26 protein-coding genes are annotated in these 22,382 nt (G+C 62.1%); 14 read left to right on the top strand and 12 right to left on the bottom strand.

All coding sequences use genetic code 11. The features are described from left to right. Window positions 1-74 precede the first annotated feature (74 nt). Window positions 75-989 (top strand): MBL fold metallo-hydrolase, encoded by a 915-nt coding sequence (locus tag DDE77_RS01635; RefSeq protein ID WP_108395679.1) that lies wholly within the window; start codon window positions 75-77, stop codon window positions 987-989. On the opposite strand, the gene DDE77_RS01630 is transcribed toward DDE77_RS01635, so the two are convergent. The 4 genes from DDE77_RS01630 to pdxH form a co-directional block, all read right to left on the bottom strand. Next, window positions 971-1,786 carry a DUF1499 domain-containing protein gene (locus DDE77_RS01630; RefSeq protein ID WP_108395678.1) on the bottom strand — a complete coding sequence of 272 codons (816 nt, stop codon included), beginning with the start codon at window positions 1,784-1,786 and terminating at the stop codon, window positions 971-973. The genes DDE77_RS01635 and DDE77_RS01630 overlap by 19 nt on opposite strands. Window positions 1,787-1,855: 69 nt before the next feature. Beyond that, window positions 1,856-3,004: a M48 family metallopeptidase gene (locus tag DDE77_RS01625; protein WP_108395677.1), complete on the bottom strand. Its 1,149-nt coding sequence runs from the start codon at window positions 3,002-3,004 to the stop codon at window positions 1,856-1,858. Continuing rightward, window positions 3,004-4,212: a DUF898 family protein gene (locus tag DDE77_RS01620; protein ID WP_108395676.1), complete on the bottom strand. Its 1,209-nt coding sequence runs from the start codon at window positions 4,210-4,212 to the stop codon at window positions 3,004-3,006. The genes DDE77_RS01625 and DDE77_RS01620 overlap by 1 nt, the downstream gene beginning before the upstream one ends. 30 nt (window positions 4,213-4,242) lie before the next feature. Next, entirely contained in the window at window positions 4,243-4,866 is a 624-nt protein-coding gene (gene pdxH / locus DDE77_RS01615; protein WP_108395675.1) for a pyridoxamine 5'-phosphate oxidase, read from the bottom strand. Between the two features lie 107 nt (window positions 4,867-4,973). On the opposite strand from pdxH, the gene DDE77_RS01610 reads away from it, so the two are divergent. Further along, on the top strand, window positions 4,974-5,918 hold the full coding sequence (locus DDE77_RS01610; RefSeq protein WP_108395877.1) for a DnaJ C-terminal domain-containing protein: 945 nt from the start codon (window positions 4,974-4,976) through the stop codon (window positions 5,916-5,918). Window positions 5,919-5,942: 24 nt separating this feature from the next. On the opposite strand, the gene DDE77_RS01605 is transcribed toward DDE77_RS01610, so the two are convergent. Then, window positions 5,943-6,893, bottom strand: coding sequence for an L-threonylcarbamoyladenylate synthase (locus tag DDE77_RS01605; protein ID WP_170116456.1), 951 nt, complete (start codon window positions 6,891-6,893; stop codon window positions 5,943-5,945). A gap of 70 nt (window positions 6,894-6,963) precedes the next feature. Here DDE77_RS01605 and DDE77_RS01600 point away from each other — a divergent pair, with 70 nt between their 5' ends. From DDE77_RS01600 to DDE77_RS01585, 4 genes are read left to right on the top strand one after another with little or no spacing between them, the layout of a single operon-like run. Further along, the gene (locus DDE77_RS01600) at window positions 6,964-7,911 is read left to right on the top strand and encodes a histone deacetylase family protein (RefSeq protein ID WP_108395673.1); all 948 of its coding nucleotides are present in this window, start codon (window positions 6,964-6,966) and stop codon (window positions 7,909-7,911) included. A 9-nt stretch (window positions 7,912-7,920) separates the two neighbouring features. Beyond that, window positions 7,921-8,163 carry an exodeoxyribonuclease VII small subunit gene (locus tag DDE77_RS01595; protein WP_108395672.1) on the top strand — a complete coding sequence of 81 codons (243 nt, stop codon included), beginning with the start codon at window positions 7,921-7,923 and terminating at the stop codon, window positions 8,161-8,163. 2 nt (window positions 8,164-8,165) lie between these two features. Then, window positions 8,166-8,765: an SCO family protein gene (locus DDE77_RS01590; protein ID WP_108395671.1), complete on the top strand. Its 600-nt coding sequence runs from the start codon at window positions 8,166-8,168 to the stop codon at window positions 8,763-8,765. Beyond that, the gene (locus DDE77_RS01585; protein ID WP_108395670.1) at window positions 8,762-9,511 is read left to right on the top strand and encodes a TlyA family RNA methyltransferase; all 750 of its coding nucleotides are present in this window, start codon (window positions 8,762-8,764) and stop codon (window positions 9,509-9,511) included. Before DDE77_RS01590 ends, DDE77_RS01585 begins: the two co-directional genes overlap by 4 nt. Window positions 9,512-9,809: 298 nt before the next feature. Here the strand turns inward: DDE77_RS01585 and aroC are convergent, their stop codons facing one another. Next, a complete protein-coding gene (gene aroC / locus DDE77_RS01580) occupies window positions 9,810-10,925 on the bottom strand; it encodes a chorismate synthase (protein ID WP_108395669.1) in 1,116 nt (371 codons plus the stop codon). A 52-nt stretch (window positions 10,926-10,977) separates the two neighbouring features. Then, window positions 10,978-11,595 (bottom strand): histidine phosphatase family protein, encoded by a 618-nt coding sequence (locus tag DDE77_RS01575; RefSeq protein ID WP_108395668.1) that lies wholly within the window; start codon window positions 11,593-11,595, stop codon window positions 10,978-10,980. Window positions 11,596-11,765: 170 nt separating this feature from the next. On the opposite strand from DDE77_RS01575, the gene DDE77_RS01570 reads away from it, so the two are divergent. Further along, a complete protein-coding gene (locus DDE77_RS01570; protein ID WP_108395667.1) occupies window positions 11,766-13,181 on the top strand; it encodes an FAD-binding oxidoreductase in 1,416 nt (471 codons plus the stop codon). A gap of 59 nt (window positions 13,182-13,240) precedes the next feature. Then, the gene (locus tag DDE77_RS01565; RefSeq protein ID WP_108395666.1) at window positions 13,241-13,801 is read left to right on the top strand and encodes a hemerythrin domain-containing protein; all 561 of its coding nucleotides are present in this window, start codon (window positions 13,241-13,243) and stop codon (window positions 13,799-13,801) included. A 151-nt stretch (window positions 13,802-13,952) separates the two neighbouring features. Here DDE77_RS01565 and DDE77_RS01560 read toward each other — a convergent pair whose 3' ends face one another. Further along, window positions 13,953-14,690 (bottom strand): SOS response-associated peptidase, encoded by a 738-nt coding sequence (locus tag DDE77_RS01560; protein WP_108395665.1) that lies wholly within the window; start codon window positions 14,688-14,690, stop codon window positions 13,953-13,955. A 68-nt stretch (window positions 14,691-14,758) separates the two neighbouring features. Here DDE77_RS01560 and DDE77_RS01555 point away from each other — a divergent pair, with 68 nt between their 5' ends. The 3 genes from DDE77_RS01555 (at window position 14,759) to DDE77_RS01545 (ending at window position 16,030) form a co-directional block, all read left to right on the top strand. Continuing rightward, window positions 14,759-15,157 (top strand): NUDIX hydrolase, encoded by a 399-nt coding sequence (locus DDE77_RS01555; protein WP_157959600.1) that lies wholly within the window; start codon window positions 14,759-14,761, stop codon window positions 15,155-15,157. An 80-nt stretch (window positions 15,158-15,237) separates the two neighbouring features. Further along, complete coding sequence (locus tag DDE77_RS01550; protein ID WP_108395663.1) at window positions 15,238-15,669, top strand: TIGR02301 family protein; 432 nt, start codon at window positions 15,238-15,240, stop codon at window positions 15,667-15,669. Between the two features lie 82 nt (window positions 15,670-15,751). Further along, on the top strand, window positions 15,752-16,030 hold the full coding sequence (locus tag DDE77_RS01545) for a hypothetical protein (protein ID WP_108395662.1): 279 nt from the start codon (window positions 15,752-15,754) through the stop codon (window positions 16,028-16,030). A gap of 79 nt (window positions 16,031-16,109) precedes the next feature. Here DDE77_RS01545 and DDE77_RS01540 read toward each other — a convergent pair whose 3' ends face one another. Next, a complete protein-coding gene (locus tag DDE77_RS01540; protein WP_108395661.1) occupies window positions 16,110-17,438 on the bottom strand; it encodes a dihydroorotase in 1,329 nt (442 codons plus the stop codon). A 71-nt stretch (window positions 17,439-17,509) separates the two neighbouring features. Here DDE77_RS01540 and ygfZ point away from each other — a divergent pair, with 71 nt between their 5' ends. Then, on the top strand, window positions 17,510-18,364 hold the full coding sequence (gene ygfZ, locus DDE77_RS01535) for a CAF17-like 4Fe-4S cluster assembly/insertion protein YgfZ (protein ID WP_108395660.1): 855 nt from the start codon (window positions 17,510-17,512) through the stop codon (window positions 18,362-18,364). Between the two features lie 339 nt (window positions 18,365-18,703). Here the strand turns inward: ygfZ and DDE77_RS01525 are convergent, their stop codons facing one another. Next, complete coding sequence (locus DDE77_RS01525; RefSeq protein WP_108395658.1) at window positions 18,704-18,991, bottom strand: GIY-YIG nuclease family protein; 288 nt, start codon at window positions 18,989-18,991, stop codon at window positions 18,704-18,706. 132 nt (window positions 18,992-19,123) lie between these two features. On the opposite strand from DDE77_RS01525, the gene DDE77_RS01520 reads away from it, so the two are divergent. Further along, window positions 19,124-19,726 carry an HD domain-containing protein gene (locus tag DDE77_RS01520; RefSeq protein ID WP_108395657.1) on the top strand — a complete coding sequence of 201 codons (603 nt, stop codon included), beginning with the start codon at window positions 19,124-19,126 and terminating at the stop codon, window positions 19,724-19,726. Between the two features lie 143 nt (window positions 19,727-19,869). Continuing rightward, on the top strand, window positions 19,870-20,325 hold the full coding sequence (locus DDE77_RS01515) for a hypothetical protein (RefSeq protein WP_157959599.1): 456 nt from the start codon (window positions 19,870-19,872) through the stop codon (window positions 20,323-20,325). A gap of 256 nt (window positions 20,326-20,581) precedes the next feature. Here DDE77_RS01515 and DDE77_RS20185 read toward each other — a convergent pair whose 3' ends face one another. Further along, window positions 20,582-21,616, bottom strand: coding sequence for a cell wall hydrolase (locus tag DDE77_RS20185; RefSeq protein WP_108395655.1), 1,035 nt, complete (start codon window positions 21,614-21,616; stop codon window positions 20,582-20,584). A gap of 175 nt (window positions 21,617-21,791) precedes the next feature. Further along, the gene (locus DDE77_RS01505) at window positions 21,792-22,349 is read right to left on the bottom strand and encodes a hypothetical protein (protein WP_157959598.1); all 558 of its coding nucleotides are present in this window, start codon (window positions 22,347-22,349) and stop codon (window positions 21,792-21,794) included. Between the last annotated feature and the right edge of the window lie 33 nt (window positions 22,350-22,382).

Below are 22,382 nucleotides of genomic sequence, written 5' to 3'. Positions count from 1 at the left end.
GCGCCCGCTGTTTGCGTAAGACACGGCAGCGGTTTACGTCACCACTTTCTTAATGTGCCAAAATCGTGAGTGCAATGGCTGCCCCCCTGGTCTTCGACAAGCAATTCGATCCACAAACGGGGCAGCCGGTTCAGGTTGCCGGGGGGCTGGTGCGGATCACGGCGCCCAACAGCAGTGCCTATACGTTTACCGGCACCAATAGTTTCCTGCTTGGCCATGAACGGCTGGCTGTGCTTGATCCCGGGCCGGACGATGATCGTCATCTTGCTGCACTGCTGCAGGCTATTGCGGGCCGGCCGGTGGACGCCGTTGTGCTGACGCACACTCATCGTGATCATTCTGCATTGGCAGGGCGGCTGGCTCGGCACCTAGGGGCGCCATTATGGTTCGGTGGTGCACATCGGCTGTCCCGTCCCTTGCATCGATTCGAGCGCAATCGGCTGCGTGGCTCAAGCGACTGGGGATTGGTGCCCGATCGTGTTGTAGTGGATGGGGAGACGATCCGGGTGGGGGACCTCCAAGTCACGGTCCATGCCACGCCTGGGCATTGTGCTAATCACCTTGCGTTCGGCTGTGGTGACATGCTGCTCAGCGGGGACCATGTAATGGGGTGGAATTCAACGCTGATTGCTGTGCCCGATGGCTCGATAGCTGATTATTTCGGCTCGCTCGACAAAATCACCGCCCTGCCCTATCGGCGCTATCATCCGGCTCATGGCGGGCCTATCGAGGACGGCCCGGCATTTGCCCGATCGCTCCGGGCGCATCGGGAATTGCGCAATGGGCAGATTGTCGATGCGGTGCAGCGCGGTGCGCGGACGATCGGGGCAATTGTTGCCGCGATCTATCCGCAGCAAACCTGGCCCGTTCGGCGGGCGGCACGGATGACCGTAGCGGCGCATGTGGAGTATCTGGCGGCACAGAACCGGCTGTTGGTTTCCCGGGGGCTTTTGGGCCTCCGGATCACGCTTCACGAAGCAGGTGGCTGAACGTCGCCTTCGGGTTCCACGGGCGTTGGGAGGTTGATGTCGGGATTTTCCACCAGAAGCGTTGTGATGGCATCGTCTAGATTGGTCAGAAAGCTCTCCAGCCGCTGGCCATTGCTGCCAAAATCGTGGGGAGCATTGAGCGAAACGGAGCGCATGTCGACACTGGCGCTCTGATCATCTCCAGAAACGCGAATAACCGCCTCCTCGCGCCAACCGGGCAAGGTCACGATCTGGGCGTTGATCTGGCGGGCCGTGCCGGGTGACACGGCGCGCTCGGCCCTGATCTCCCAGCCATTGCTGGCCACCTGATCGCGGATCAGCTCAAAAGTCTGCGCCTGGTTCAGCGGATAGGTGCGGGTGACAATATTGGGAAAGATCGCTTCCTGCTCGGCAGGCGAGAGCATTTTGGGCGGCGGCATATCTGCCGTGCCGGGTTCAAACACCAGCGGCAGGAGGCTGCGGTCGGTTGTTGCGATGTCGGTGACGGCTGGGTAGCGCAGGGCCAAGGCGCCGTAAAAGGCAAAGGGCAGCAGGCACAAAACGCCCAAGGCGAGACCCAGCAGCGCCTTGCTCCAGCCCTGGTCGCCACTGTACCAGAGGCGGACAAGAGCTGCCAATGAAGTCAGCACGGCAACGAGCGCGACACAGAAGGCCAGGGCCGCAGCCGCCAGAAACAGGTCGCCGCTGATGAGGCGGAAACGGTGCAGCAGGACCGAGATGACGACCAGCGGCACGGCGACGCTGCCGAGCCGGCGCGCCCAGATGGCGAGTTTGGAAGTGCGGATCAGAATACGCAAGGCAGGTTCACGACAGGGCAGCCGATGGCTGCTTCCAGGTTCTGCGGGATGGATTATGCGGGGAAGCGGTCATGGTGTCTTGATCTTTGGCAGCAAGGGTGGATCCCCGCACATGCTGCGAATAGCAGCCCATTCGGCTGGAGAGAAGGGCGGCTCGAGCCCGCTGGGTCGTTGTGCGGCGAGGATTTCCAAAGCGGCCTTGCGATCGGTGGTCAAAGGGTGGGTGTTGAACAGCGCCAGAGCCTGGGCGAATTGGTCGTCTTCGCTGACACGGGCGATCAAATCGGCAAGGCCGGCAGGGTTGAAGTCGAGCCTATGCGCCAGGGACGCTGCATAGGCATCGGCCTCTCTTTCGGCGAGGCGGGAAAAGCGCGCATCGATCAGGGTAGAGCCCAGGCCGGCAGCGACGGAGAGGCCCGTCATGTCTCCGAGGATAAAGCCGATCAGGGCGCCGGTGCCGGCGGTGGAAATCAATTGCTCCAGCCCGTGGCGATAAACGACGTGGCCGATCTCGTGCGCAAGGACGCCGGCGAATTCATCCGGGCTGGTTGCTCGATCCAGCAAAGCCGAAAAGAAGTAGACACGGCCGCCCGGCAGGGCAAAGGCGTTGGGAATGTCGGAGCGCACGATTTTGATGTCGAGGGTGAAGGGCGATCCGGAGCCGCGCATGGCTTCGATGCCAAAGCGCTGAAGCGCCTGGTTGGCGAGGCTTTGCGGGTTGGGATCACAGATTTCAAAACCACCGCTTTGCGCCAGGCCAGCCTCCATCTGTTGGGCAACTGTGTTGCCCAAGGATTGTTCCCAGGCTGGGGGCACGACACTGGCGATGCGGGTGGCAAGAAGTGGCACGCCAAAGAGGTAGGCGGCGATCACGGAAGCAAGCGCCAGGGTGGCGGTGAGGGCGATACGCACCTGCCGCCTGGTTTCCTGCTGCGCCTTGTGCGCCAGCACCGGCAATGTGGCCCGGATGCGGGCTATGTCTTCGCGGCCTTCCACGATCACCCGGGCACCCGTGGGCTGGCCCGTGGCCGCAAGACGCAGCACATGCCGAGGCGCATTGACGGTGTAGAGGTTACCAGCCGGCCAGCGCGCGAGTTCCATTGCGGTCACCGGGTCGCGGATGATCAGCGTGCCCGAGGCGCCGCGCTTTTCGTAGTCGAGAGCGACGTCGCGCACGGCGGCAGTCAGACCATCGTGGAAGCGCGCGGGGATGGCCATCAATAGGCTCCCACGTTGAGTGCGTCGGCAAGGCCTTCGCCAAGAAGGGCTTTGTCCTCCGCGCGGGCTTGGACATTTTCCAGGCTTTGGAGGCCGGAGATATCAGCGCCTTGAGCAACAAGCCGCCAGAAACCATAGCCGATGAACAGCTCCTTTGTGGCGGTAAAGGCGCCCAGGAGCAGCAGATAGCCCAGCACAAATGCGATCACAGTGGCAATACTGCTTTGAAGGTAGCCAAGAAATATCTGAGCGTCGAAATGGTTGTCGGCAAAGGCGTCGGCCGCAAGACTGCCGAGGACAATGGCGCCGCCAACAAGAAGCAGAACGAAGGTGCCGAGCAGGGCGAGGGCGAACTGCCCGTAAATCCAGAGCAGGCTTCGCGCGCGAATGTGCACCGTCAGTTCGGCCGAACCCAGGCGAACGGCGGAGAACATGCGGCTGATTTCGCGCGATTGGTAGAACAGCACCCATAGGGCGCAAAAAGCGGCTCCAGTGGCGAGGGGTGGAAGCGCTGAAGGGTTGAAGGAGGCCAGGCCAAAAGGGAAAATGCCGGACCCTGCCCCGTTCCAGATCGATAGGACGGTGATGATCAACACGGCCATGTAGCTGAGGTAATAGGGCCAGGCGATCTGCCTCCAATTGCCGGTGAAGCCGAACTGACGATCGCCGTACCAAGTGTTGCAATAGCGGTAGCGCCAGAGATTGGCGGCCATGAAGGGATAGACGAGCCCGCCCGTCATGATCATCAGCACGGACCAACCGAAGCGGCGCCAGGCGTAGCCCCAGGCGCTGCCGCCTTGATCAAACCGGATGCCGCGCCACAGGGTCCGGGACAGGCGGAAATCACGCGCGCGATATATGGCGTAGCCTGAGAGAAACCAGACAAAGATGCCAATGGCACCGTAGCCGATGAGGGCGGCTTCCGACGAGAGGGTAGAGAGATAAAAGAAGATGCCGTAGAGCGGCACGAACACAGCAAGGGCCAGGAGGAAGCCGAGCATGAGCTGGCTGGCGTCGCCGGTATATTCCAGCCGGTCCCCGCCGATTGATGTGTGAGACCAGTAGAAGCGGCGCTTCCAGCTGGTGAGCCAAAAGCGATAGAGGCCAATGGTTGGCACCAGCAGAGCGTAGCCGCGCAGCAGGATGCCGGCCAGTTCGCGCTGGGAGCCGGTGAAAACGACCGCAGCATTGGCTTTGGTCTCAACCATGCGCAGCCTCCGGCCGGTTGAGGTTGCCGATCAGGGATAAAGCCGCGTGCTGGTCCAGCCACCGCCGTCCCGAGTAAAGCGGACACGGTCATGGAGGCGGAACTCGCCGTCCTTCCAGAATTCGATGCTGGTGGGGACAATGCGGAAACCGGACCAATGGACGGGCCGTGGTGCCTCGCCGGTGCCGATCTGTTTGGTCAGAGATTCAACTTCATCGAGCATCTGGGCGCGGCTGGCGACGGGTCGCGACTGCTTGGACGTGGCAGAGGCGATACGGCTGTTTTTGTGGCGGGTGGCGAAATAGGCGTCGGCTTCGGCAGCCGAGACGTGCTCGACGGGACCACGCATGCGGACTTGGCGGCGGAGCGACTTCCAATGCATCACCATGGCCGCCTTGGGATTAGCGAGGAGTTGCTGGCCCTTGGCGCTTTCGAAATTGGTGAAAAAGCAAAAGCCCCGCTCGTCGCGCGCATTGAGCAGGACCATGCGCACATCGGGCATGCCCTCTGCGTCCGCAGTGGCGAGCGCCATGGCGTGGGGGTCGTTGGGTTCAGCTTCCCTAGCGAGGGCGAACCATTCTTCGAAGATGGCGAAGGGATCGAGATCGGACCGGTCGCCGTCGTCAAACAAACGTTCGGTCAAGGTTTGCAACATTTTAGCTTATCTCTTGCGTCAGCGAAACTGGACATTGCCGAGGCCCATAGCCATATAGGGCACGAAAATCGGGCAAAGCAACGCCTCCCACAAATTGAATGGACAACATGCGCGATCCCTACACCGTGCTTGGGGTGCCAAGATCGGCAAGCGAAAAGGACATCAAGTCCGCCTATCGCAAGCTGGCCAAGAAGTATCACCCCGACCAAAATCCGGATGATCCTACGGCCCACGGCAAGTTCGCCGAGGCAACGAATGCCTATGATCTGCTCAACGATGCGGCCAAGCGGGCGCAATATGACCGCGGCGAGATCGACGCCGACGGCAATCCCAAATTCGCCGGGTTCAATCCGGGCGGGTTCGGCGGCCCCCGTGGCGCGCGGACGGCGCAGGGCGGATTTTCGGCAGAAGATATCCTCAAAGAGTTCATGAGCGGCTTTGGCGGCCAGCAGCGCGGGGGCACCCGCACGGCCGGTGGAGCGCAATGGGACCCCTTTGCGGGAACGGCGACTGGTGGTGGCGGCGGTGGCGGTGCGCGCATCAAGGGCGACGACATCGTGGTCAACGCCACGGTATCGCTGGAAGACGCCCACAAGGGTGGCTCCATTCCCGTCCGCATGCCTTCGGGCAAGGTGCTTTCCGTCAAGCTGCCGGAAAAGCTCGAGGAAGGACAGCAGATCCGCCTCAAGGGCCAGGGTTCTCCGGGTGTTGGGGAGCCGGGCGATGCCCTGGTGACCGTACGCTTCGAGAAGTCCAAGCAGTTCCGCCGGGATGGGGCGGATTTGCGCACCGATGTCTCAATCACGCTTTACGAGGCGGTTTTGGGCGCCAAGGTGCGCGTGCCGACGCTGGATGGTTCGGTGGAGCTGAACCTGCCGCCGGGGATCGACACGGCCAAGGCTTTGCGCCTCAAGGGCAAGGGGCTTTATGGCGACGGCGACCTTTATGTGAACCTCAAGGTGGTTCTGCCGCCGGGGGGCGATCCTGATCTTGAGGCGCTGGCGCGCTTTATGCGGGATCAAAAGCCCTACAAGGTGCGTGACAATCAGTAAGACAAGCCTCCGGCACGCCGGAGGCTAGTTGCGCGGGGCAGCGGCGCGTTGGAGGCGATCGTTGATCGCCTCGCCCAGCCCGGTTTGAGGAATGGGTGCGACGGCGATCACCCCTGCCCTTTCGGCGTCAAGCTCATGGAGCATGGAAAAGAGGTTCCGTGCCGCTTCCCTCAGATTTCCGCTTTCCGACAGGTTTCGCGTAGGCCCTTCGAAGGGTTGGGCGGAACCAAACGCCAGATAGGCTTCGCCCTGGGCTGGCACGGCATTGAGCCTGATCTGCGCGTCGGGAGCGTAATGGCTTGCCAGCATGCCCGGGGCCGCTATCGCCGAGCCTTGCGCCACCAATTCCACTGGAACATCGAGCGCCCGTTCGATCTCCTCGCGCGCCAAAGCGCCGGCCCGAAGCTGGATGAGGCGATCGCCATCCACCCGGATGATGGTGGATTCCAAGCCCGCCTGGCACGGACCGCCATCCAGAACCGGCACCCTGCCCCCAAATCCAGTCCAGACCTGCTCGGTCGTGGTGGGCGAGAGTTTGCCGGAGGGATTGGCGGAAGGGGCTGCCAGGGGCCGTCCGACAGTCCGGAGCAATTTTGTTGCCAGCGGATGATTGGGCACACGCAGGCCAACAGTGTTCAGACCGGCTGTTGCGATACCAGCAAGGCCGTTGCCCGGTTTTGCAGGCAAGACAATGGTCAGCGAGCCCGGCCAGAGCGTCGCCAGGCGGCGCGCCAGGGGCGAGAACTCTGCCAAGGTTTGAGCCATACCGAGGTCGGCACAATGGATGATCAGCGGATTGAACCGCGGGCGGCCCTTGGTTTCGTAAATGGAGAGAACCGCATCGGGATTGGTCGCATCGCCGCCCAAGCCGTAAACCGTTTCGGTGGGAAATGCACAAACACGGCCGGCGCGCAGCAACTCGGCGGCTTGCGCCACCGTTAGGGCATTCATGTGCTGTTGGGCTGGGTTGGACATGGCGCCTGTTTGACAACGGCCCGGTGGCACGTCAAGACGCAGTCGCGAATCATCTGGAGCATCCTAGGGCGTGACTACCCTGCTCGTCAGCCAGCCGAACTTTGCCGATCACCAGACGCCGCAGGGCCATCCCGAGCGCGCTGACCGCATCCGCGCCGTGGAAGAGGCACTCTCTCGGCCGCGTTTCGACAAGCTCAAGCGGCGCGAGGCACCCACGGGCGATCTGATGCTGGCGGAACTGGTGCATGACGGACGATATCTCGACATTCTCCGTCGGGCCCGACCAGCGGAAGGAATTGGGCAGATCGAGGCTGATACGTTTATTTCGGCCACCTCGCTGGCGACGGTGACGAGCGGCCTTGGCGGCGCTCTCCATGCGCTCGATGCCGTGCTGCTCGGCGAGGTGGACAATGCCTTCTGCGCCATCCGCCCGCCGGGCCATCATGCTGAAATCGCCCGCCCTATGGGGTTTTGCCTTATCAACACGGTCGCCATTGTTGCCCGCGAGGCGCAGCGGAAATATGGGGCGGAGCGGATGGCGATCATTGATTTTGATGTGCACCACGGCAATGGCACGCAGGACATTTTCAAGGCAGACCCGAGTGTCTTTTATGCCTCGAGCCACCAGATGCCGCTTTATCCCGGTACCGGGCGGGCCGACGAAACAGGCGTCGGCAATATCAGCAATGCGCCGCTTGATCCGCAAACCGATGGCCAGACCATGCGCGAGGCGTATCTTGAGCGTATCATTCCTGATCTCGTCAATTTTTCGCCCGACCTCCTGCTGATCTCGGCCGGTTTCGACGCACATGAACGCGACCCGCTTGCCCAGCTCAATTGGCAATCGGGTGATTATGGCTGGCTCACCGGAAAGTTGATGGACGTCGCCGAGCGCTATTGTGGCAACCGCATTGTGTCGCTTCTTGAAGGTGGGTATGACCTCAAGGGCCTGGCCGGCGGGGTTTCAAACCATGTGGCCATGCTGATGGATGGCGCAGTGGGGCGCCTCGACGACTAGGATTGTGCCATGGCCGACAATGACGACATCAAGACCCTCAGCTTCGAGGCAGCTCTTCAGCAACTTGAAGAGATCGTCGGCAAGCTGGAATCAGGCCGGGCTCCCCTGGCTGAATCGATCGCGATCTATGAGCGCGGCGAAGCACTGAAGGCACACTGCGAAACGCTGCTGCGGACGGCCGAGGCGCGGATCGAGAAGATTACGCTCAGCCGCGACGGCAAGGCTACCGGTACCGAACCGCTCGACGCCTGACCATGGCTTCCAAAGCACTTCGAAATTTCCGCATCGTTCTTTGGGTGCTAGTGGCTGTTGTGGCTATCGGCGCAACGGCGCTGTTCGTGTTCCGGCCACCGGCGCGGCCGCTCGGCATCACGGGCCAGGAGTTCGCGCTCAATTCCAGCAAGGGAGGCGCCTTTACGCAGGATGATCTGCGGGGGACGCCGAGCCTGGTATTCTTCGGTTTTACCTATTGCCCCGATGTGTGTCCCACGACTCTTGCCGAAACCACGGCCTGGCGGAGTGAGCTTGGGCTGACGGCAGAGGATCTGCGCATCATTTTCGTTTCGGTCGATCCAGAGCGCGACACGATTGAGATGGTCAAGGATTATGTGGAAGGGTTCGATCCCACGATCATCGGCCTTGTCGGGAGCAGCCTTGAGCAGACCGAGAATGCCAAGAAGGCGTTCGGGGTGTTTTCCGAGAAGGTGGGCGAGCCGGGTGACCCCAATTACCTCGTGAACCACACTGCACTCACCTTCCTGATCGACGAGAATGGTGCGTTCCAGAGCACGGTGTCCTACGAGGAAGACCATGATACGGCGCTAGCCAAGGTCAAGCGGCTGGTCGAGGGATGAGCGAGCGGATCAGGCTCGATCTGGCGCTGGAACAGCGCGGGCTGGTGCCCAGCCGGGCGCGGGCGCGCGATGCGATTCTGCGCGGCACGGTGACCATCAACGGCGTTCTCGCGCATAAGCAGAACCAGATGGTCAGCCGCGACGACACGCTGGAGTTGAGCGATCCGGCGGCGAACTATGTATCGCGGGCGGCGCTGAAACTGGTGGCGGGGCTCGATGCTGGTGCCATCGATGTCCAGGGTAAGGTTTGCCTTGACGTGGGGGCCTCCACCGGTGGCTTCACGCAGGTGCTGATGGAGCGCGGGGCTAGCCGCATCTATGCCGTGGATGTGGGTCATGAGCAGTTTCATGAGCGGCTCAAGGGCAGCGATCGCGTCGTCAGCATGGAAGGGGTCAATGCGCGGGATCTGACCGCGGAGATGATCCCCGAGCCGATCGACCTCCTGGTGTCGGACATCAGCTTTGTTTCCGTGATCAAGGTGCTGGAGGCGCCGCTGCGGCTGTGTACGCCGGGGGCAGAGGCGGTGGTGCTGTTCAAGCCGCAATTTGAGGTGGGGCGGCAGAATGTGGGCAAGGGCGGGATTGTGACCAGCCCTGCGGCCATCGAGACGGCGTTGGCTGATGTGATTGCGTTTATGGAGGCGCAGGGGTTTGTGCACCGGCAGTCGGTGGTGTCGCCGATTGCGGGTGGGGATGGGAATGTGGAGACGGTGCTGGTGTTTGGGCGGAGCAAGCCCCGCACCTAAGCCAGTGTCGAGGTAGGCCCCCCACCCCTAGCCTCCCCCTGGGAGGGGGAGGGACGGATCGGGGTTGGGGCGCGTTCGGAGAACCATATTTGCAGTAGACCTCATGGTGAGCTTGTCGAACCATGAGGGTGTGGCACCTGAGGCCTCCACTCGCGCGGCCTCGTGGTTCGACGGGCTCACCATGAGGCCTCTTGGGCATTGTGGGTGCTGGTGTTTGTCTGGACCAGCTAGCGGCTGTGGCGCCATCTCGGGATGGATCCCGGCTCGAGGCCGGGATGACATCGAGCGTGTGGTAAGATTAATTGCGCTCGAAGCCCACCGCACCTTCACGGCCGGTTTGGCCGCGATGGCGGAGGGCGTGGTCGGCGAGGACGAGGGCCATCATGGCTTCGCCGACAGGGACGGCGCGGATGCCGACGCAGGGGTCATGGCGGCCCTTGGTGATGATGTCGGCGTCCTGGTTGCCGGTGGTCACGGTCTGGCGCGGGGTCAGGATGGATGAGGTGGGTTTGACCGCGAAGCGGCAGACAATGGGGTCGCCATTGCTGATGCCACCCAAGATGCCGCCAGCGTGGTTGGAGAGGAAATAGGGCTTGCCCTCCCCTGCCCGCATCTGGTCGGCGTTTTCGACGCCAGTGAGGCTGGCGGCCTCAAAGCCGGCTCCAATTTCCACAGCCTTGACGGCGTTGATGCTCATCATGGCGGAGGCGAGGTCCGCACTAAGCTTGCCGTAGATCGGGGCGCCCCAGCCGGCGGGGACGTTTTCGGCCACAACCTCGATCACGGCGCCGACCGAATTGCCCTCCTTGCGGATGCCGTCGAGATAGTTGGCCCAATGGGCAGCGGCTACGGCGTCGGCGCAGAAGAAGGGGTTCTGGTCGACTTGGGCCCAATCGAAATTATTGTAGTCGATCTTGTGCGGGCCGATCTGGACGAGGCTGGCGCGGATAGTGATGCCGGCGAGGACCTGCCGGGCAACGGCGCCAGCGGCGACGCGGGCCGCGGTTTCGCGGGCGGAGGTACGGCCACCGCCGCGATAGTCCCGGACGCCGTATTTCTGATCATAGGTGTAGTCGGCGTGGCCCGGACGGTATTTGTCGCGGATATCGGCGTAGTCCTTGGAGCGTTGGTCGGTGTTTTCGATCAGGAGGGAAATGGGCGTTCCCGTGGTGCGGGGGCCGTCGGTGCGCTCGTCTTCGAAGACGCCGGAGAGGATACGAACCTCGTCGGCTTCGCGGCGCTGGGTGGTATATTTCGACTGGCCGGGCTTGCGACGGTCGAGATCGCGCTGGATCATTTCGGGCGTCAGCACGAGCCCCGGAGGGCAGCCGTCGACCACGACGCCGAGGGCCGGTCCATGGCTTTCACCCCAGGTGGTGAAGCGGAAAAGATGCCCGAAAGTGTTGAACGACATGGTGCGGCCCCGTGGTTGGCGGCTTTCTAGGCAGACGGGGGCCGCAGGTCAATCAGGAGGGGGCGCTGAGCAGTTCCATGAAGCCGGGCTTGAAGTGCATGATGACGTCCTGCGGCGGGGCCCAGTTGATGACTTCAATGATGGGCGCCCGCTCGATCAGGACGCGCAGGGTGCGGGCGATGCCGCCATGGGCGACAACGACAGAAGGGCCCTGGAGAACGCTCGAAAACTCGGCTAGGCGCGTTTCGACGTCGCGATAGTTTTCGCCGTTTTCGGGCCGGAACTCCCAATAGTCCTCGGTGCGCTTGCCGGGGGCAACAGCCATGGTGGCAGGCAGATCCTCGAACAATTCGCCTTCCAGGATGCCGAAGGAGATTTCCATAAGGCGAATGTCGAATTTGACTTCGGGCAGTGGCGTGTCGAAGCCGGCGCGAACGCGCTCCATGGTTTCGCGGGTGCGTCCCAGGGGCGAGGCGTGCCATTCAAAGGCATTAGGATCAAGGCCACGTGCCTTGAAGAGCGAAGCGAGCGTGCGCCCGTTCTGGTCGGCTTGTCCGCGACCGATGTCGTTGAGGGGGATGTCGCGCCGGCCCTGGTAGCGGCGCTCCGCGTTCCACTGCGTCTGGCCATGCCGGATGAAGTAGATTTCCGGCCATGTTGTTGTTGTCATAAATTCACTCACGGGAACAGCGGCGGGCAGGATTGCAGGCTCGATTGGCCGCTACCGTAATGGATTCGCCCATTTGTTCCAGTCGCTTGGTGGTTTATTCCCCCTTGTGCCGCTTGTCCCCGTCCGTTTTCAGAGCCATTTAGAAGGCCCCTGCCCTTTCCGGATCTCCCATGTCCTTGCCCCATGCACAGATCGTCCAAGACCTCGCAGCCTTGATCGGGCCCAACGCCGTTATAGGCGAGCCCGAACACATGGGGAATTATTTGCGAGAACCGCGCAAACGCTTCCACACGGGAGCGGCTGCGGTGGTGATGCCAAGCTCGGTCGCTGAGGTGCAGGCGATTTTGCGCTGGGCGCATCAGCACGAGGTCGGGATCATTGCGCAGGGCGGCAATACGGGGCTTGTGGGGGCGCAAGTGCCCCAGCGCGGCGACGAGGTGATCGTGAGCCTGGCGAAGCTCGACAAGATCCGCAGCGTCGATGTGGCGGCGGGGACCATGACCGCCGAGGCCGGGGTGATCCTTGAAAACGCGCATAAGGCGGCGGAGGCGGAGGGCAATATCTTTCCGCTATGGCTGGCCTCGCAAGGGTCTGCCCGCATTGGTGGGCTTCTCTCGTCTAATGCGGGGGGCGTTAATGTCCTGGCCTATGGCAATGCGCGGGAGCTAACCATGGGGGTGGAGGCGGTGCTCGCCGATGGGCGGCTTTATCAGGGGCTCAATGCGCTCAAGAAGGATAATACCGGCTATGATCTCAAGGATCTGCTGGTGGGGGCCGAGGGGACGCTGGGGATCATTACCGCTGCAACGCTCAAGATTTTCCCCAAGCCGGAAGATTACGAGACGGCGCTGGTGAACATTGCGGGGCCGGAGGTAGGCTTGAGCCTGTTCCAACTGCTACGCGAGCGTGTGGGCGCGCGGCTCAATGCGTTCGAGATCGTGCCCGTCCTAGGGCTGGAGTTGCAATTGCGGCATGGGTTCCTTGATCGCGATCCTACGGCGGGCCCCTCCCCCTGGTATGCGCTGATCGAAGTGTCGCGCATGCGGGGCGGACCGGAGGGGACGTTGCAGGCGGCGATCGAGGCGGCGTTTGCTGATGGATTGATCGACAATGCCGTCATGGCCGAGAGCCTCGAGGACCGCACGCGCATGTGGGCGTTTCGCGAGCAGATGAGCGAGGTGCAATCTAGGGAAGGCGCGTCGATCAAGCACGATGTTTCGGTGCCGATTGCTGCCGTGCCGCAGCTAATTGCGCAAGGGATTGCGGCGGCCGAGCGGCTGTTGCCGGGGATCAGGCCGGTGCCGTTCGGGCATATGGGCGATGGTAATATCCACTTCAATTTCAGCCAGCCGGTGGGGGCGGACGGCAAGGCGTTCATGCTGGAGGCCGAGGAGCGGGTGCATGATGCCATTTATGAGATCGTGCTTAAGCTCGGTGGTTCGGTTTCGGCAGAGCACGGGATTGGCCAGCTCAAGGTCAATTTGCTGCGCCAGGTGAAGGACCCGGTGGCGCTCGAAATGATGCGCTCGATCAAAGGGGCGCTGGACCCCAAGGGGATTCTGAACCCGGGCAAGATGCTGCCTTGAGGGCGGCCACTTTTTTGTGCCGTCTTGATCAGCCTTCTGGTTAAGGCCATCTAGCTGGCATGATCGACGATATCCAATTTCTAGACGACGCAACGCGTCCGACGGCGCCAAAGCTGGAGGGTTTGACCGAGGAGCAGCGCGAACCTGGCCTGCATCTGCGCATGATCCATGATCACTTGCGGCGCAACATGGTGACGTTGGGGCAGCTTATCGAGCGGGCCTCACGCGGTGCGGTGACGCATGAGCAGGTGGCCGAGGAGACCGGCAATCTCGCCATGGTCGCCAACTACCGGCGCTTCGGTAATCTCTGCGGGCAGCACTGTCAGATCGTCAACACGCACCATTCCATCGAGGACTATGCAATCTTTCCGGGGCTGGCGCAGCAAGGGCCGGTATTCAAGGCGATCGCGGACCGGCTAAGGGCGGAGCATGTGGTGGTGCACGAACTGCTGGAGCGGCTGGTGGACGCGCTCAATACGCTGATCGATGAGCCGACCGAGGCGCGGTTCGAGGAAACCAAGATCGTCTATTTTGCGCTGGAGCGGGTGCTGCTGTCCCATCTTGGCTATGAGGAAGATGCGATGGGGGATGCGCTGGGGTATTTTGGGATCGGGGTTTGATTGAGCCTGGCTCAGTAGGCCTCATCCTGAGCTTGTCGAAGGACGAGGCCGTGGCACTCTAGTCCTCCACTCGCCCGGCCCCGGGTCAAGCCCGGGGCAGGCCCTCGTGGTTCGACAGGCTCACCACGAGGGCTCTGGGGGGTGGCGCTCTTCAAAACAGATCCATCTGGGCGCTGCCGCCGGCGACGCGTTTCTTTGCGGCGGGAGGCTTTGGCGGCTCGACCGTTGCGGGCTCGATCAGGCCAGGGTCGTCATCGCGGGCGGAGTTGACGCGGGTCGAGACTGGATGAAATTTGAGGACGCCGTCGGGCAGCGGCAGGGCCAGCTGGCGAGCCTCAGCGGCGCGGACATCCCGGACATTGAGCCAGTCGTCGATCGCGTCAGGCGCAATGATGGCTGGCATGCGGTCGTGGATGGGGGAGAGCTGCGCATTGGTCGGCACGGTGATGGTGGCGACGCTGTCAATCTCCTCGCCATTAGGGCCCATCCAGCTGGCATAAAGGCCAGCCAGCGCCATGGGGCGACCATCGGCATAGGTGATGTAGTAGGGCTGCTTGGTCTTATCCGGATTGGTGTGCCATTCGTAGTACCCGCTGGCAGGAATGATGCAGCGGCCGTGTTTAAGCGCATCGCGGAAAGCCGGTTTTTCGGCCATGGTCTCGACGCGGGCGTTGATCAGCAGCGGAAATTCACGGGGGTCCTTGACCCAACCGGGCACCAGGCCCCAGCGCGCGAAATGGGCTTCGCGGCGGCCGTGCTGCTCCCAAATTGCGGCAATCGGCTGGGTCGGCGCAATGTTATAGCGCGGGACCATGTCGAGCTTATTGAGCAGCTTGAAAAGCTCCTGCAGCATCTCGGGCGGGAGCGTTGAAGCGTAACGGCCGCACATGTTGTGGTCTCCATCGTTTACCAACAACAGGTAATGTCTTGGTGCCCGAATCGCAAATGGATCACCTCGTGACCGACCAACCCAATGCCGCCAGTGTTGCCATTGTCAGGGAAGGCAAGGTGCTGCTGATCAAGCGCGCCTATGCGCCCTACCAGCATCTGTGGACCTTGCCGGGCGGACGGATCGAAGAGGGCGAGAGCATCGAGCAATGCGCGATCCGCGAGGTGCAGGAGGAGCTCAATATCACCGTGCGTAATGTGCGGCCGGTGATGGAGCAAATGCTTGGGCGAGAAGGCACTTTTCGGCTCCAAGTGTTTGTGACGAGGGATTTTTCGGGCGTGCTGCGGGCGTCGGACGAGATTGCGGACCATAAATGGGTCGATCCTTCGGCGCTGGTGGCATTCCGGACAACGAGCCGGCTCGATGACGTCCTTGCGAGAGCCTTCGCAGTTTTGCAGCAGGGGTGATAAGGCAGAGCAATGGTTAGCGCTGCAACTCGCCCTTCGTCATTGCCGGGCTTGTCCCGGCAATCCATAAGTGTTGTGAGATGGATCACCGGGACAAGCCCGGTGATGACGATAGTTGGGCTGTTTGGGACGTGACGCAGATCGAGCGCTTCCGCCGTATATCATTTATTGTGTTGGCTCTTGGGCTCGCTAGCACGCCCAGTTGGGCGATCGATCCGCCTTATCAGCGGCAGATGGAGCGGCTGGCCGAGATCATGGGCAGCCTTTATTTCCTGCAGCCGCTGTGCCAGCCGCAGACGACGGATTGGCGGGCGCAGATGGATGAACTCATCACGCTCGATGAGCCGGACGAGGACCGGCGGCAGCGCCTGGCAGGGGCATTCAACGGGGGTTATACCGCTTTTGCCCGTTTTCACCGTCATTGCACGCCGGCAGCCAAGGAAGCCCTGACCCGCTTGCTGACCGAGGCCGAAAAAACCGCCCGGGAGATTCATACGCGCTTTGCGGAGTAAGGGGATAAATTTGCACACCGCGTATTAACCTTCGGGTTACTTCTTACGGGCCTGCCACAATTACCCATGCTACGCCCGTGGCATGACTTCAATCAAAACCAATTTTGCGCCCGCTGCGGGCCAGACCCTGTTTGACCGCGACAATGGCGAGCGGCAGCTGGCGCTGGAATATCTAGCAGAAGCATGGAATTACGCCGAGGAAGACGGCGTGCAGACGGCTGCATTGGCGCATGCATCCTTGTTCGCTGCGCTTGCCACATTCGTCAAAATGCACGGCGATGAAGCCACCGCCGAGCTGATGGAATTGCTGCCCGACCGGATTCGGACGGGGGAATATAATCTGGAGCGTGTGCTGCAATAGCCGCCAAACGGTGCCTTTGGGGCACCGCATTTGCCTGTTTGGCGTTAGCAGACTGTTATCGTTTCCGCGCGGCCTCGCGTTAAACCGGCAGCGCTTCAAGAAAGCGCATGGGCTGGCCCATTGATGGGGTCACCAGTTCTCCCTGCCACATCACTCGATTGCCGCGCACGATCGTGCCTACCGGCCAGCCGGTGACCGTCACGCCATCATAAGGGGTCCAGCCGGCGCGGCTCTTGACCCATTGGTTGGTGATGGTCTCGCGGCGCTTGAAATCAATGACGGTGAAATCGGCGTCATAGCCGACGGCGATGCGACCCTTGCCGGCAATGCCGAAGAGGCGATTGGGGCCGGCGCTGGTCATGTCGACAAAGCGCTGGAGGGTGAGCCTACCATTGTTAACGTGATCGAGCATGATGGGGACGAGCGTCTGGACGCCCGTCATGCCGGAGTGGGATTGGGGATAGGGGTGGTCTTTTTCCTCTGTTGTGTGGGGCGCGTGGTCGGACCCCAGGATGTCGGCCACGCCATTGCTGACGCCGCCCCAGATGGCTTCGCGGTGCGCCTTGTCGCGGACGGGCGGGTTCATCTGGGCGTAGGTGCCAAGGCGTGTGTAGGCGGTTTCGTCGAGCGTCAGATGATGGGGCGTGACTTCGACGCTCGCGACATCCTTGTGGTCAGCGAGGTAGGCGATCTCCTCGCCGGTCGAAATATGAAGGACATGGATGCGCTTGCCCGTTTTGCGGGCGAGGCCAACTAGGCGCTGCGTGCAGTTGAGCGCGACTTCGGGCGAGCGCCAGACAGGGTGGCTCGATGGGTCGCCGGGGACGCGCAAATCCTTGCGCTGCTCGAGCATGTATTCATCTTCCGAATGGAAGGCGGCGCGGCGGGAGATGGCGCGCAGGATGGCTTCAACGCCATCGTCGTCGGGCACGAGGAGTGAGCCGGTGGAGGAGCCCATGAAGACCTTGATGCCGGCACAACCGGGAAGCTTTTCGAGCGTAGCGAGCTCGCCGACATTTTCGTGGGTGCCGCCGATATAGAAGGCGAAGTCGCAATGCATGCGGTTCGTGCCGGCTGCGATCTTTGCCTCGAACGTTTCGCGCGTGGTGGTGAGCGGGTTGGTGTTGGGCATTTCGAAAACGCCCGTCACACCGCCCATGACGGCCGAAAGGGAGCCCGACTCCAAGTCTTCCTTGTGCGTCAGGCCGGGTTCGCGGAAATGGACCTGGGTGTCGATAACGCCGGGCAAGATGTGGAGGCCCTTGCAGTCGATGGTCTCGGCTGCGAGGTCACTGGCAAGACCGCCAATGGCGGCGATGCGGCCGTTGCGGACGCCAATATTGGCGGGGCCTTCGCCGTCCTGGTTCACCAGCGTGGCGTTCTTGAAAATGGTGTCGTACTGCGCCATGTCTGGTTCCCGCCCTGCCCGTTTGTTGTTGCGGGGTTTAGCGGACGGATTGACGGCGAGGCAAGAGATTCATGACCACCTATCTGCGGGCTGACCGGGCCGTTTTCCGCTTTTCGGGCGCCGATGCGCACAAGCTGCTCAATGATGTGGTGACCGGGCATGTGCCGGCCGAGGATGGGCCGGCTGCGTGGTGGGCGCTTCTGTCGCCGCAGGGCAAGATCCTGGCGGAAGGGCTGGTTGGCCATGCCGAGGGCGCCCTGTGGGTGGATGTACATCAGTCCGTGGCCGATGATTTCTTCAAGCGCATGAAGATGTACCGTCTTCGGGCTCAGGCGGTGATCGAGGATTTGCGGGAGAGTTTTCGCGTCGGCTATGCGGCGGAGCCAGTGCTGGGCATTGCGCACAAGGATCAGCGCGGGCCGGTTGATCTGGGGTGGCGGGTGATCGCGCCGCTCGAGGAGACGCAGGGCTGGGAAGCCGAGGACAGGCCCTACCGGATGGCGCGGGTGGAGGCGGGAGTGGCCGAACTGGGCGTCGATTATCCGGCCATGGAGGCCTTTGCCCATGATGTGGGATTTGACCTGCTGGGCGGGATCGATTTTGCCAAGGGGTGTTATGTCGGCCAGGAGGTCGTGAGCCGCATGAAGCATCGCGGCACGGCACGGCGGCGGCCGGTGATCGTGCAAGGGGTGAGCGCAGAGGTCGGGGCGGCGGTGGTTGCTGGCGGGCGCGACGCGGGAACGATCGGGCAGCCGGTGGATGGTGGCGCGGTGGCGATCGTGCGGCTCGACCGTGTGACCGATCCGGGTGCGGTAAGCGTTGCGGGGGAGCCGGTGCAGGTGATGGTGCCGGAGTGGGCGGAGTATGTGTTGGGGGAGACTGGTGGGGAGGGAAGTGAAGAGCCCTCGGGTCAAGCTGGAGGGTGACGATTGGAGGTGGGGGAAGATGGGGGTCTCAGCCACAGAACGAACAAAGAACTCGGTCGTCACCCTTGGGCTTGACCCAAGGGGGTTGCACTTGTGCGTGCTGGTCGGGTGGAAACTGACTGGTCAGGGGGAAGTGAAGAGCCCTCGGGGCAAGCCCGAGGGTGACGATTGGAGGTGGGGGAAGATGGGGGCCAGCCACAAGACGAATAAAGAACTGGGTCGTCACCCTTGACCCAAGGGTGGTGCACTTGTGCGTGCTGGCTGGGTGGAAACTGACTGGTCCGGGGGAAGTTTAGAGCCCTCGGGGCAAGCCCGATGGTGACAATCGGGGCGGGTGTTTCACTTGTTGATCTCGTCCCAGAGGTCCTGCCAGCCGGGATTGTGTTCCTCGATCAGTGCTTCTTTCCACTGACGGTACCAGCGCTTTAGGGTTTTCTCGCGCTGGATGGCGAGGGGGACGGTTTCGTGCGTTTCGAAATGCACGAGGCGCTTGATGTTGTTCTTTTTGGTGTAGCCGTCCGCCAGGCCTTCGCGGTGTTCGTAAATGCGGCGGTGCAGGTTGTTCGTGACGCCGATGTATGTGCGTCCGCGACGCATGTCCGCAAGGATGTAGGTGTAGCCGGCCATATCGGATGATTGGAAGTACAGAGCCCTCGGGTCAAGCCCGAGGGTGACGGTCGGGAGGGGTGGGCTGAAGCGCTAGAAGAATCGCGGCGGGTTGCGTAGCTTCCGGCGCTCAACAAACATCTCGGGGGCGTGATGGTGCGGAATGGGACGCGGGCTTGGCAGCGTATGCTGTCGGGGCGCCGGCTTGATATTCTGGATCCCTCCCCCATGGATGTGGAACTGTCCGATATTGCCCATGGGCTGGCCCGCGTGGCGCGCTGGAATGGGCAGACGCAAGGAGATTATCCATTTTCGGTGGCGCAGCATTCCGTGCTGGTGCTGGAGCTGTTTCGCGGCACTAATCCCGAAACCAGTCCGGTCTGGCAGCTGCAGGCGCTGCTGCATGATGCGCCCGAATATGTGATGGGCGACATCATTTCCCCGTTCAAGGCAGCGATGGGCGGCAATTACAAGGATGTCGAGAACCGGCTGCTGTCGGCCATCTTCCTCAGGTTCTCCTTGCCCGCGAGCATGCCGTCGGCTTTGGCCAAGCTCGTCAAAAAGGCGGACCGGGAGGCCGCCTATTTCGAGGCGACGCATCTGGCGGGCTTTGCGCGTGAGGAAGCGCGGCGCTTCTTTGGCGAGCCGAGCCAACCCACCTTTGATGTCGATTCATTCGACCGGCTGATCCGCCCCTGGCCGACGCGGGAAGCCCATGACCGGTTCGTGGCGGCTTTCGAAGCGATCACCGTCTAGGCCGCCGGCCCATCCGTGATGCAATTTGCGACTGCGTTTGGAAATTAAGCTTAACGAGAAGTAAACTTTGTCCGACTCTGCGGTGTATGGTTGATGGATCGTTAAGACCAACACGCCAAACGCACCACAACGGGACGGACGCCATGAACCTGCCAACGCGCCACGTTATGATCGGGATTGTTGTGGGAGCGCTATCGGCGTCCGTGATCGCGGTGACCGGGCCCGGTGTGACCATGCCGGCGCTGGCCGACGAGGTGCTGACCAGCGTTGCGCCGGGTTTTGACCCCGACAATCTGGTCAAGTTCAAGGAGCGGAAATATCGCGTGGAGCACGAGGACTGGGTGGCAACCGAGCCGCTGTCCAGCGTGCGGGTCAAGAAGATCGTGGGTGGAAAAGTGTCATTTGTGGACATCACCACGACGGCGACAGGGACCTATTCAACCGACGGGATGTTTTCCCGGCACATCCAATATCCCGGGGTTCATGTGGACGAGGTGCGGGCGCGCAACTGGTTTTCCTTCTGGAGCGGGCATGGCTGGGAAGGGCTGTCGGTGGGGGCAGGAAATTCGTTTGTGTATTGGGATAGCTGGCGCAAGTAGGTGATCCCTCCGGCCGGGGTAGCGCCGGGCATTGGCGAGTGCAGGCTCTGAAGGAGAGAGACAGATCGACGGGGTGAGGTGCATTGAGAAAGCTCAAATGCCTCCGATGGTCAGCCTAAGTTCAGCACAAGTGGCGAGCGGCCCTCGGATCAAGTCCGAGGGCGGCGCTGGTGGGTGGAAGGGATGGCGCCCGGCAGAGACCCCCTCCCCGGCCCTTCCGCAAGGGGAAGGGTGGGCAGAGTGATAGCTTTAAGTCTTAGCCGAAGAGCCAGCCGCGTTTGAATTCGTAGAAGACATGGAGCCCGATCTGGGTGAGCTTGACCATGCGCGGCGCCCAGGCTGGGCGGACGTAGGTGGCGTGGTAGTGCGTGGCCTTGCCTACTTCGGTGAGATAGAGTTCGCCATCGGCAAAGCGCTTGGCGATGTCCTGGGCCTGGGCCCATGACTTCTTGTCATTGATGACTTCGGGCTGGCCATCGCAGGCGAAGGAGAACTGGCAGGAATTGCGGCGGTGCTGGTTCTGGAAGACGACGCCGCAAATGGTGCTGGGATAGCGGCGATCCTTGACGCGGTTCTGAACGACCTGGGCGATGGCGACCTGGCCGCGATAGCTTTCGCCGCGCGCTTCGAAATAGATGGCCGTTGCCAGGCACCAGAGTTCCTTTTCCGAGGTTTCTATGGGCTGGCCGGTGGCAAAGCCGCCGGTGATCGGGGCCTGGGCGCGGGCATAGGCCAGTTGCTCGGAAGCGGCAACGGGCATAGGTGTTTTCATTTCGGGCGCAATGCCGGCAATGGCGTCCAGCGCCGAGGCGCCAGAGCCGCCAAGCGAGGCCAGCGACATGCGCGGGCCGATTTCAACGTCCCCTGTTGGAGCGATGTTGACTTCGGCGAGACGCGATTGGTTGAGATCGGCCGGATCGGAGCGCAGGGCGGCAAGGCGAACGCGCACTTCCGCGAAGCTGCGCGAGAGAGCCAACGCATCGACCTTTGGACGCACGCGATCGGTTTTTGCCGATCGATTGGGGCCGGTGAAGCTGGCGCTCTTGAACATATGTTCGAAGGAACCCGTGATCACTGGATCCACAGCCTTGGGAGCAAGGCTCGCCTCGACCAAGTCGACTTGAGGAAGCGTTTCGGGCAGATCGGATGCGGGACCAAAGGCGCCGGAGGTGAGACCGCTATAGGTCAGGGCACAAAAAACCCCAACAGCCAGGACTCTGGTGATGGGATTGGTGCGACGTACCGCTCTAGCCGGGCGCGCAGGCGCCGCCGGCCGGTGGGAAAAGACCATAAATGCTACTCAACTCAACGCAACAACACGACTGGGCGGCGAATGTGACGCTAGAATGCCGCTCTTGGTGATGATGTCTGATTAGGGTTAGCGGCGAGTAAACACGTATTGCGGCCACCCAAAGGATTAACCATGGCGCTGCTGAGGCAGGATTATGAGTCTTGTGCGATGTGGGTCAGACGCCACAGGCGGCGCGGACGGGCGCGACCTCGGTCATGATGTCATCGACCCGGAAACGCACCGAGAGGGAGCGCGAGGCGACGGGGGTGACGCGAGCAGTAAGGTTGTTGGTGCCCGCGAGGCTGTCCAGCAGGGCTGCGGCGTCTCTCGTGTTGTCAACCACGATGGCGGTGTTGGTTTCGTTGACCGGCAAGGTGCGGCTGCGGGCGGGCTGCAAATCGCTTTGAAGGGTCAGGCCAGCGTCGCGTCCAAGGGCGGACATGGTGTTGCCGGCAAAGGCAAAGGCGATGGTCAGCTGGTTGCTTTCACACGAAATTGTCATCGTTGCCGGCTGGCGGCCGCTGGGGCGAGCAGGGATCAGCTGCTCGGATTGGATGACAACGCTGAGGGCGCCTGCCTCGGCACCATTGTTGCGGAACAGTGCATCGTAGCAGGCGAGGCGCTCGGCATCCGCTTGCACCCCAACGCATTGCGCGACCCCTGATTGAGCCAGGGCAGCAGGCGCGGGAAGAGCCAGAAGTGGCAAGAGCGTCAGCACTGCAAAAGATTTCACCGTCGATTTCCCCCATGTGCCGATGTTGCGGCG

This window comes from Devosia submarina, assembly GCF_003056345.1.
Lineage (GTDB): Bacteria > Pseudomonadota > Alphaproteobacteria > Rhizobiales > Devosiaceae > Devosia > Devosia submarina.
Note: the sequence above shows the minus strand (reverse complement) of the source record. Positions and strands in the feature narration are given on the sequence as shown.